9 protein-coding genes are annotated in these 10721 nt (G+C 45.1%); 7 read left to right on the plus strand and 2 right to left on the minus strand.

Annotated features, from left to right (window positions below; genetic code table 11):
* The first annotated feature begins 326 nt into the window (after nucleotides 1-326).
* The 3 genes from J2T19_RS26045 (at nucleotide 327) to J2T19_RS26055 (ending at nucleotide 3265) form a co-directional block, all read left to right on the plus strand.
* Nucleotides 327-1061 carry an HAD family hydrolase gene (locus J2T19_RS26045; RefSeq protein ID WP_307221143.1) on the plus strand — a complete coding sequence of 245 codons (735 nt, stop codon included), beginning with the start codon at nucleotides 327-329 and terminating at the stop codon, nucleotides 1059-1061.
* 309 nt (nucleotides 1062-1370) lie between these two features.
* Nucleotides 1371-1850 (plus strand): Dps family protein, encoded by a 480-nt coding sequence (locus J2T19_RS26050; protein ID WP_307221146.1) that lies wholly within the window; start codon nucleotides 1371-1373, stop codon nucleotides 1848-1850.
* 206 nt (nucleotides 1851-2056) lie between these two features.
* On the plus strand, nucleotides 2057-3265 hold the full coding sequence (locus tag J2T19_RS26055) for a nitric oxide synthase oxygenase (RefSeq protein ID WP_307221149.1): 1209 nt from the start codon (nucleotides 2057-2059) through the stop codon (nucleotides 3263-3265).
* 47 nt (nucleotides 3266-3312) lie between these two features.
* Here the strand turns inward: J2T19_RS26055 and J2T19_RS26060 are convergent, their stop codons facing one another.
* On the minus strand, nucleotides 3313-4581 hold the full coding sequence (locus tag J2T19_RS26060) for an MFS transporter (protein WP_307221151.1): 1269 nt from the start codon (nucleotides 4579-4581) through the stop codon (nucleotides 3313-3315).
* A 191-nt stretch (nucleotides 4582-4772) separates the two neighbouring features.
* The gene (locus J2T19_RS26065) at nucleotides 4773-6119 is read right to left on the minus strand and encodes a transcriptional regulator (protein WP_307221154.1); all 1347 of its coding nucleotides are present in this window, start codon (nucleotides 6117-6119) and stop codon (nucleotides 4773-4775) included.
* Nucleotides 6120-6450: 331 nt separating this feature from the next.
* Here J2T19_RS26065 and J2T19_RS26070 point away from each other — a divergent pair, with 331 nt between their 5' ends.
* From J2T19_RS26070 to J2T19_RS26085, 4 genes are read left to right on the plus strand one after another with little or no spacing between them, the layout of a single operon-like run.
* Nucleotides 6451-7560: an ABC transporter ATP-binding protein gene (locus tag J2T19_RS26070; RefSeq protein WP_307221157.1), complete on the plus strand. Its 1110-nt coding sequence runs from the start codon at nucleotides 6451-6453 to the stop codon at nucleotides 7558-7560.
* The gene (locus J2T19_RS26075; protein ID WP_128103914.1) at nucleotides 7550-8383 is read left to right on the plus strand and encodes an ABC transporter permease; all 834 of its coding nucleotides are present in this window, start codon (nucleotides 7550-7552) and stop codon (nucleotides 8381-8383) included. Before J2T19_RS26070 ends, J2T19_RS26075 begins: the two co-directional genes overlap by 11 nt.
* Entirely contained in the window at nucleotides 8358-9164 is an 807-nt protein-coding gene (locus J2T19_RS26080) for an ABC transporter permease (protein ID WP_307221162.1), read from the plus strand. Before J2T19_RS26075 ends, J2T19_RS26080 begins: the two co-directional genes overlap by 26 nt.
* Complete coding sequence (locus J2T19_RS26085) at nucleotides 9161-10234, plus strand: ABC transporter substrate-binding protein (protein ID WP_307221166.1); 1074 nt, start codon at nucleotides 9161-9163, stop codon at nucleotides 10232-10234. Before J2T19_RS26080 ends, J2T19_RS26085 begins: the two co-directional genes overlap by 4 nt.
* Nucleotides 10235-10721: the final 487 nt, after the last annotated feature.

A 10721-nucleotide genomic window follows, 5' to 3' on the forward strand; every position in this document is an offset into this window, starting at 1 on the left:
AGCAGAAGGAAATTGATAAAAAGCATAGACCATCACTACAGTGGCAAATAGCAGAAGACTGCAGTTTAGAATTAGATGGTACACGATGCGCTTATATTCAGTAGGGTATGAGAAAAATTTCATGAGTATACCTCCTTTGTAGGATTCCTGGAAGTCGTTATCTAAGGTATTCATAAAATTTAATTATAACATTCAGCAGGGCGTATTCCCACATTATTCTAATATGTTAATGAATTCGTTCGCTGTTCTGTAACCTTATTATAGAAGGAATATTCTTCCATATATTTATCTTTAATTATAGAGAGACAAGAGAAGGAGTCTTAATAATGACATCTAATCCTAATGCTAAGAAGGCAGTATTTTTCGATGTGGATGATACGTTATATGATCATCTACAACCATTACGCGGGGCGCTTCAGGATATTCTTGGACTGCCGGACGATTTTCCGTACAGCGAGACATATCATCGCTTCCGCTACTATAGCGATTGGTTATCGGAACAGGAGGGATTGTCCGCTGTACCGGAGCCGGCAGCTATGGAACGGATGCGTCGTCGCCGGTTCGAGCTGACGTTGGAAGAGTTCGGCGTGTCACTACAGGCAGGACAAGCAGAAGCATTGCAGCACCAATATCTAAGCTGTCAGTTTCGGATACTACCTTTTGAAGGAGCGTATGATCTGATTCGGAAACTGTCAGCCGAAGGGCATGTTGTGGGCTTGATCACAAACGGACCTGGAGCACACCAACGTACCAAGCTGGAAGCATTAGATGTATTCGGATTGATTCCAGAGGAGCGAATCTTCATCTCGGGCACCATTGGTTATGCCAAACCAGATCGGCGACTATTCGAACATGTAAATGAGTTAACAGGTACATCGGCTTCTAACAGCTACTACATTGGAGATTCATGGCGTAATGATGTCGTAGGTGCAGTAGATGCCGGATGGAGCGTGATCTGGTTCAATCATCGTGAAGCCATGCCTGAATCGGATCACCAACCACATCATGTTGCGCAAACGTATGAGGACATAACAAGAATTCTTTTGTCTGAGATTAAATGATAGATATCATTGCACCTTATCTTTAGATACCATCTAATGAGGTTGGAAAATGAATTGAATGATACACAGCAGTCCAATCGATAGCATACGAGGGGCTGTTTTTTATATGCTCAGAAGATGAAGTTCCCTTCATAGAATCTTCATTTCATAACATAGCCGAAAGCCTAGCCAAGTGAGCAAGCTGGTGTTATAATTAAAACAAGATTTAGATTAAGTCTAAATTAAATAAGTAGCAACGACAACAGTAAGCAACTCAAATTTTCACTACACATGAACTTAAAATAATGAATTCGAGAGGGGATTAATTCCATGAGCACAATGCAAACTAAAACCAACCCATTTGTAACTGAAACAACTGAACTTCACGAGGTACTTAATCGTCAGATCGCAGGCTGGTCTGTACTGTACACGAAATTGCATCATTTCCACTGGTATGTTCAAGGGCCACACTTCTTCACATTACATGCGAAATTCGAAGAACTGTACAACTTGGCTACAGCACACATGGATGAAGCAGCAGAGCGTTTGTTAGCTATTGGTGGACGTCCGGTTGCGACAATGTCAGAGCAGCTACGCTTGTCTCCTATTGAAGAAGCACAAGGACAATTCAACGCAGAGCGTATGGTAGAGGCTGTTGTTGCTGATCTACGCATTATGGTAGATGTGATTAATGAGGGTATTCAAGCAGCAGGTGAAGTGGATGATAAAGCAACCGAAGACATGCTGATTGGTTTCACGGCTGGACTGGACAAAGAGCTATGGATGCTGAATGCTTTTCTGGGTAAATAACGGTTATTTGAAGTCGTGATCCCTACAAGGAATCTCTACAGCGAAATCCTAACTTGTCTCCAATAAACTGCTAAACGGTGCAAGGTTATCCTATAGCCTGACAGCGATGTGTAGAGTCCGTGAACAAAGTGTCTGTTCGCTTACAAATTGAATTTGCTTACCGTATAATGAGGGCATTCAAGATGGATGGAATGGTGGAGTGAACGATGCGGACAGACCTAGGAGAACTGAAGGAAGAAGCAGAATACTTTATATATAGATGTTACGATGAGCTGGGCTATTCGCGTGAAGACGCGGAGACCCGGCTTATTGCTGTCCAACATGAAATTGAGGAAAAGGGCACATACACGCACACTATAGAAGAACTGGAACAAGGGTGCAAAATGGCGTGGCGTAATAGCAATCGCTGTATTGGACGATTATTTTGGGATAGCTTGCGTGTCATTGACGCTCGTCATGCAGATACAGTCGCAACAGCTGCCGATGCCGTGCTACATCATATTCGGGTGGCTTCCAATGGCGGTAAGATTATACCTACGATCACGATTCTTCCTCCAGCTGGACCACAAGGAGCACCTGTACGCATCTGGAATCATCAGCTGATTCGCTATGCTGGGTATGAAACTGCCGAAGGTATCGTAGGTGACCCCGCTTCTCTGGAGCTAACTCGTGCTGCAATGGAGCTTGGATGGCAGGGAGCTGGTACGGCGTATGATGTGCTCCCCATCATTATTCAAGCCCAGGATGGACATCCAGAGTGGTATCCGATACCCGAAGAGGAGATCGTAGAAGTCACTATTGAGCATCCAGAACGTCCTGAAATCGCTGAGCTTGGTATGCGTTGGTACGGTGTACCGATGATTGCTGACATGCGGCTGGAGATTGGGGGAATATCCTATCCGGCCGCACCATTTAACGGTTGGTATATGGGAACGGAGATCGGTGCGCGTAACTTGGCAGATACGTTCCGTTACAACAAGCTACCTGAAGTGGCGAAGGCACTAGGCCTAAGCACGAAAAGTGAGACGACACTGTGGAAAGATCGGGCACTCGTTGAACTGAATGTTGCTGTGTTACATTCGTTCAAGAAAGCTGGCGTAAGCATTGTGGATCACCACACAGCGGCCGCACAGTTTGCTTTATTTGAACAACGGGAAGAAAAAGCTGGACGAGAGCTGACGGGAGATTGGGTATGGCTCATACCGCCAGTATCGCCCGCGACAACGCATATTTTCCATAGCTCATACCGTAATGAGATTGTGAAACCGAACTTTTTTCGTCAAGATCCAGTGATACATCTAACTGGGGCTACTAGTTCTGAGAATGCATTACACAACCAGGATAGACCCGCTAGATCATCTGGGGAAGAGCAGCTACCATCCAATCATTCCCCGAAGTGCCCGTTTGCCCATTAATATGGTGCGAGCGGGTTTTTTTTGTACAATTCATAGAATGACTACCTTTAATGCACACGATAACGGCTGCGCATGACAGCTTGAACTCCAATGGCAGCGGCAATCAACAGCAGATTGAACACAAATACGGCATATAGGGAGCTATACTCGACGAGTAATGCAGCAATGATTGGAGATACGATGGAGCCGATCTCCGCAGCAGACACAATCTTCCCAATCACGTTACTTCGATTCTTTTCCGGGATATGGTCACCGACGTGCGCAAAGAAAGAATCCATGTAACATGCGCCGCCCACGCCTCCAATCAACATGCCCACATATACCCATAGATAAGATGAGGTGCTTAGAAATACAATGACTTCAATACCGATCATCAGCATTCCGAGCATACATAACAATAAGCGATCGCCCATGCGGTCGGACAAATAACCTGCAAAGGGTGCTGCTGCCAGTGTGGAGAGACCTGCAACGGTGAAGGCCAGACTGGTCTGAAGTGGGTTCCACTGCATAATATGAGCCGCGTACAGAGCGAAGTAGGTCAGGAACACGGCATAAGCACTCATCTCAAGAAAGTGAACGGTGGCATAACCGATAAATTGTTGTCTCTGCGATAGTGCCGGGTTATCTGTGTCAGGGAGGTTACTTTGATCAAGATCAGGGTTTATGAATGCAGTAGCATTGGTGGGGATAGGGGGTGGATCTGTAGTAGGAGAGGAAGGGTTATGTGTATTCAGATCTTGCGTTGCTTGTATATCCAGGTTTGTGGTGCTCCTGCCCTTTATGCCCCATGCTGCACCCATAGCCATAAGACAGCAGAGTGTAACCAGCCAGAAAGGGACGGATAAAGGCCAGTGTAATGCTAACCAGCCACTAATGACGGGGCCAAGAACCATACCGCCGCCCTCACTGCTGCTGATGTAACCATTATATAACCCACGGTTGCTTACATTGCCTTCATCCCCAATGATGGATCGTACAATGACCGTAAGACCCGTAGAGGCGACTCCTTGAAGTAGCCGCAATACACCGAAGAGTAGAGCAGTAGATGAGACAGCAAAACCTGCCATGCAGACGGCGAGCATCAGAAGCATTAGAACTAGAGCCTTCTTGCCCCCAAGTTTGCGATATAGAGCGGCGGCAGGAATCCCACCGAGTACTTTCCCGACATAAAAGAGGGCAAAAATAATGCCCATCATCCATCCGCTCATTCCGAATTCTTCAATGAATAAAGGGAATAGAGGGATGATCATGAAGCCGCCCATCTGACTGAGAAAACAAATGAGTATAAGCAAAACGAGGTTACGCCTTATATCCACCAATAAGACTCCTCTCTCGATCAAGGGATCATGCAGCAGAAAGCTGAGGGACATGTATACGTATAGATAGACATATCCACGACATTGTATGTGCCAACTGCTCAGGAGAGAAGAAAAATCAAAAAATAAAAAAGACGTCCTGGCGGACGCCCCATGTACTGTTCTTGAGTTCAGTAATCATTGCATTGGAGTTAAGAATAATTTATACGATTAAACCTCTTTCGTTTGTCCTCATCTTCCCAATCTCTGTGTTGACTAAATACCTTTAGACACTTGATCGTATTGGAGTCACTGCTTATATTCTCAGCAAACTCTAATCCTTCCAGCAAGGTATCAATACCTTGAGAACGTCTATGATGTAAATAATACTTCCCTAATTCGGTCAAAAATGAGGCGTATTCCTCTGCTTTGATTGGTTTATTATACTCACCAAATGCACTGTTATAGGTTTTATACGGAATATGCTCTTGAAAACGTTCCAGAATATCGTCAATGTTCACATCGAATTTATTGGCAACTTTAACGATTTGGCATAGTCCAGAGAAAACCTCGTCGGGTTTTGATGCAATATACTCCACATAATCGGACAAGATACTTATATTTCCCGCGAGTAATTGGTATAACAGTTGGTTTGCGGTTGAATAATCATTGAATTGTATAGTAATGACCTTGGCTTCCTCAGAAGAATCATCTATCCATTCTTCTGCGTTTGCGTACAATTTAGCGTATTCTATAGCTTTCTCGTAATCTTCATATTGCTCATACGCTGCGCCTTGTAGTAAACGCGCATACAGCATATAGAAATAAAAAGGACGAACAGGCTTTTTATACTCCGCAGTTTTGCGTTTGGGACGGAGTGATAGTTCATATTGAATAGAAGCGAGACGATACATTTCTTCGGAAAGTGTATCAACCTTATGCCATTCTTGCAGTGAAACATAGACGTGAGCCAAGTGTTTGACTGCTTCTAGTTGATCAGTTTCCTCTAGGCGGTTCGCGTAGGGTTCAAATCGTGTAGCGGCGCGCAGATTTAGTGCAAGATTATCGCTTAGTGAGAGGGAGAATAGACGATATTGGCATAGAGCCAGACGCTCAGAATGCTGATATTTCTCAATGACACTTACACTTTCATACAATAATTTGGCGGCCTCTTTGTACTGACTATGAAACAGTTCCTCCGCAACTTCAAATAGTAAACTTCCATAATTCGTGTTATCTAATAAATTACTCAGGATCAGTTCAGTACAATCCAGGCGTCCCAGTTCTGCACAACGGATTAAGAAGGGGCGTAATCTTCGCCAATCCGGTGCAGTTATTGTGATGCACTCCTCAACATATCGAGAATAGAAATAGTCTTCTTCCAGTCCCATAGCTTTTGTAATACCGTCAAGCTGGCTCATGGAGAAGGGTTTATTATGGTTAATGAGTCGGCTGAACGAGCCTGAATTAATATTGGCTCGTGTCGAGAACTCACTCTGTGTTAGCTTATAATCCTGTATGTATTGCAGTATTTCTGCTTGTATGGTGTTCGTTTGCATGCATTACACCGCCTTTTGCACGAATCCAAAATTTAGTAGTTACAGCTATTTATATCAATTATAATACTATAATTTCACAAACGGACATATTTTATTTTTTGTAGAGCCTTAATTCGCTACATTATTACCCCCTCACACGTTTGCCAGATATCTGAAATGTCGACACTTATAGATGAAGAGGGACGTTCTGGATCTAGTATTTGATGGAATGTCTTTTAAAACGAAAAAAAATAAGTTACATTAACCTTATTCGAAACATGGCTGAATCAAAGTTGTGTATAATGGATAAGGTTCTTTAGGATAAACCTCAAGTTTAAGGGGGCGAAATGGTATGTCAGATCAACAACCGATTATCCGGTTCGACCGGGTAACTCAGCAATACGATCAAGATGAGGCTGTACTGAAGCAAGTTAGCTTTGAGATCGAGCGAGGCAAATTTTATACATTATTAGGGCCGTCAGGCTGTGGTAAAACAACCATTTTGCGACTGATTGCTGGCTTTGCAACGCCAACACAAGGCAGTATTTATTTTAACGGTGCCTTAATTAACAGTGTGCCTGCCCATCAGCGGCAAGTGAACACGGTATTTCAAGATTATGCATTATTCCCACATTTGAATGTGTTTGAGAACGTCGCTTTTGGTTTGCGCATCAAAAAAATGAAAACGACTGAAATTCGCAGCAAAGTATTGGAAGCACTCAAGTTCGTCAACCTATCCGGTTATGAAAACCGTGAAATAGGCGAGATGTCTGGTGGGCAGAGACAACGTGTTGCCATTGCTCGTGCAATCGTCAACGAACCTGAAATCTTGCTGCTGGACGAGCCGTTATCAGCACTCGATCTGAAGCTTCGTACAGAGATGCAGTATGAGCTGCGTGAATTGCAGCAACGGCTGGGGATCACGTTTATTTTTGTCACGCATGATCAGGAAGAAGCACTCGCGATGTCAGACGAGATCTTTGTCCTGAACGGTGGTGTGATCCAGCAGAGCGGAACACCGAATGACATCTATGATGAGCCGATCAACCGTTTTGTCGCAGATTTCATCGGGGAGTCTAACATTGTATCCGGTAAAATGAAGCAGGATTTTGTGGTGGAGTTTGCTGGTGCAGAGTATGAATGTGTGGATCAGGGATTACAACGGGACGAGCCTGTTGAGATTGTGATCCGTCCAGAGGATCTGGAGATTACGACGGAGGCGCAAGGGAAAATGAAGGTCAACGTAGACTCCCAGCTATTCCGCGGGGTACATTACGAGATCTCCACCTACGATGATGCTGGCAATGAATGGTTAGTGCATTCCACGAAGAAAGCTGACGTAGGTGCACGAATCGGTCTATATTTTGATCCGGAAGCGATCCACGTTATGCGTTTCAACGAGACGGAAGAAGAGTTTGATAAACGACTAGAAGCGTATCAAGAGGCTGTTCATGCAGACTAAGGCGAGTGCACGCAATGCGTATCTGATTCCATATGTGCTATGGATGGTGTTGTTCGTTGTAGCCCCGGTATTGCTCGTTGTCTATTACTCATTCTTCGACGTTGAGGGGAACTTTACGCTGGGCAATTATGCCCGCTTCTTCACGCCGGTCTATATGCAGATGACGCTCAGTTCATTCTGGTACGCACTGCTCATTACCGTGTTCTCTCTCTTGATCTCCTATCCGACGGCGTATCTGCTGACTCGGACGAAGCATAAGCAGCTCTGGCTGCTGCTCATTATTTTGCCAAGCTGGATTAACCTGCTGTTAAAAGCCTATGCGTTCATCGGTTTGTTCGGCACGTATGGTCTAACCAATTCCTTGCTGGAGGTTATCGGCATTGGGTCACAGCAGATCCTGTTTACCGATTTTAGTTTTATCTTTGTATCGGTGTACATTTTCATTCCATTTATGATCTTGCCGATCTTCAATGCATTGGAAGAGATGAATCCATCGCTGATCTATGCAGCGCGGGATCTAGGTGCTTCTTCTTGGCTGACCTTCCGTAGGGTCATCTTCCCGTTGACACTTAGCGGTGTGAAATCGGGCTGCCAGGCTGTATTTATCCCAGCATTGTCCCTGTTCATGATTACCCGCCTGATTGCGGGGAACCGGGTGATTACGCTGGGGACAGCGATTGAGCAACATTTTCTCGTTACCCAGGACTGGGGAATGGGCTCGACCATTGCGGTCTTTTTGATTATCGCGATGGCTCTCATTATGTTTCTAACTGGATCAGGGAATAAGGAGGTGCGTCATGGGAAGAAACGGAAAACTGTCTAACGTCTATCTGGCTGTTGTATTTGCCATCCTATACGCACCGATCGCGTACCTGATCTTCTATTCCTTTAATAGTGGCGGCCATATGCGAAGCTTTGAAGGATTTACATTGGAGTGGTATAGGGAAGTATTTGCGGATACACGCCTGCTGATTATTGTTTTGAATACCTTTGTTATTGCGCTGTTATCCTCGGCCATTTCTACAATGCTGGGTGTGGCGGGTGCGCTCGCCATCTACCATGTACGCCGCAAACGAACAAAGAGTACCTTGTTATCACTGAATAACGTACTGATCGTTAGTCCCGATGTAATTATCGGTGCTTCGTTCCTGATTCTGTTTACGATGATTGGTATTAAGCTAGGCTTTACATCGGTTCTGCTGTCTCATATTGCATTCAGCGTACCGATTGTCGTCATTATGGTGCTACCGAAGCTACAGGAGATGAGCCCAACCTTGATGGATGCGGCGCGTGACCTTGGGGCAGGATCGTGGCAGATTCTAACGCGTGTGGTATTGCCGTATGTGAAGCCAGGCGTATTTGCTGGATTTTTCATGGCACTAACCTATTCACTAGATGATTTTGCGGTAACCTTCTTCGTCACAGGAAACGGCTACTCTACGCTCTCCGTGGAGATCTATTCACGGGCACGCCAAGGTGTATCCTTGTCCATCAACGCATTGTCCACACTGTTGTTCCTGCTGACGGTACTGCTCGTTGTAGGCTATTACTTCATTAATCGCCGCGCGGCACGGACACCTGCTGGAAGGGGGCTACGTCCATGAAGCAATTGGTACGGACATTTGCACTTGTCTTTGTGGCGGCCTTTGCCTTGATGATCCTGACCTCTTATCTTAACAAGAGCCAAGGATACTCTGGCGGTAATACGCTAACCATCTACAACTGGGGCGATTACATTGATCCTGATTTGTTAACGGAGTTTGAGGAAGAGTCAGGCATGAAGGTCATCTACCAGACGTTTGACTCCAATGAAGCGATGCTGACCAAGATTGAGCAGGGGGGAACCACGTTCGATGTGGCGATTCCTTCCGAGTATGCGATTAGCAAAATGAAAGAAGAGAACCTGCTCGTTGCCTTGGATCATAGCAAACTGCCTAATCTGAAGAACATTGACGCACGGTTCATGAACCTGTCGTTTGACGAAGACAACAAGTTCTCGATTCCTTATTTCTGGGGAACGGTAGGTGTTGTATTTAACCCGGAACTGGTCGATGGGCTGACCTTTGAGAGCTGGAACGATCTGTGGGATCCTCGCTTGAAGAATCAGATTCTCTTACTCGACGGTGCTCGTGAAGTCATGGGCATGGGGCTGAACAGCCTGGGTTATTCCCTGAATGATACCAATGAGGATCACCTGCAAGATGCACTCGCGAAGTTGTCTACGTTAACGCCTAACGTCAGAGCGATCGTCGGAGATGAGATCAAAATGTTGCTCGCCAACGAGGAAGCCGCAGTTGGGCTCGTCTGGTCTGGCGATGCGTCTGAGATTATGGATGAGAACGACAAACTGGATTATATGGTGCCAGAGGAAGGCTCAAATCTATGGTTTGATAACATGGTCATTCCTACCACAGCGCGAAATATTGAGGGAGCGCATCAGTTTATCAATTTCATGTTAGATCCAGATCATGCCGCTCGTAATGCGGAGTACGTGGGGTATTCCACCCCAAATGCCGCTGCATTAGCGCTATTGCCTGAGGACATCACTGAGGATGAACGCTTTTATCCCGATGAAACGCTGACAGGTAAGCTTGAGGTGTACGATAATCTGGGTAAAAAAATGCTCTCGCATTACAACGACTTGTTCCTAGAGTTTAAAATGCACAGTAAATAGAGAAAACTCGCTAACGAATCCAACACACCTTATAGAGCTGATTGGCAGGGCTAAAGAATTCTAATGAACTCCAGCGACGCTATTCTGTGAAATAAGAGGGTAAAACGCCAAAAGTAACTCTAATTAGCACAAATAACGATGCTGAGATTCGTTAAATCTCAAATAAGTGTGAAATGGAGTCAATAACGTGTCTACGGTTCGTTAGACTTAGAAAAATACTAAAAAGGGGTGTATCTCGTCGACGTACGTATGACGAGTATCCATACGCCACCATACAAACGTTGCAGAACGCTCACCTGCAACATGCCAAACGAAAGATCCCCTGATCCGTTAATGGATTCAGGGGATCTTTTTGCTCTTTCCTTACCCTACTATTAGAGCTAATAGCGAAGGTAAACTGTACCCTATGTAAAGGACATTTCTAAAAAAGACCTACATGGCTTGAAGAAGGTGATCTCTGTATTCTACAGGGGTCATCCTTTTTAAG

Origin of the sequence: Paenibacillus tundrae, assembly GCF_030812775.1 — a bacterium.
GTDB lineage: Bacteria > Bacillota > Bacilli > Paenibacillales > Paenibacillaceae > Paenibacillus > Paenibacillus tundrae_A.

Excerpts from the sequence above, each read along its gene's own strand:
- J2T19_RS26045 (WP_307221143.1), top strand. The coding sequence starts at position 327 with ATGACATCTAATCCTAATGCTAAGAAGGCAGTATTTTTCGATGTGGAT.
- J2T19_RS26055 (WP_307221149.1), top strand. The coding sequence starts at position 2,057 with ATGCGGACAGACCTAGGAGAACTGAAGGAAGAAGCAGAATACTTTATA.
- J2T19_RS26065 (WP_307221154.1), bottom strand. The coding sequence starts at position 6,119 with ATGCAAACGAACACCATACAAGCAGAAATACTGCAATACATACAGGAT.
- J2T19_RS26070 (WP_307221157.1), top strand. The coding sequence starts at position 6,451 with ATGTCAGATCAACAACCGATTATCCGGTTCGACCGGGTAACTCAGCAA.
- J2T19_RS26085 (WP_307221166.1), top strand. The coding sequence starts at position 9,161 with ATGAAGCAATTGGTACGGACATTTGCACTTGTCTTTGTGGCGGCCTTT.
- J2T19_RS26050 (WP_307221146.1), top strand. The coding sequence starts at position 1,371 with ATGAGCACAATGCAAACTAAAACCAACCCATTTGTAACTGAAACAACT.
- J2T19_RS26075 (WP_128103914.1), top strand. The coding sequence starts at position 7,550 with ATGCAGACTAAGGCGAGTGCACGCAATGCGTATCTGATTCCATATGTG.
- J2T19_RS26080 (WP_307221162.1), top strand. The coding sequence starts at position 8,358 with ATGGGAAGAAACGGAAAACTGTCTAACGTCTATCTGGCTGTTGTATTT.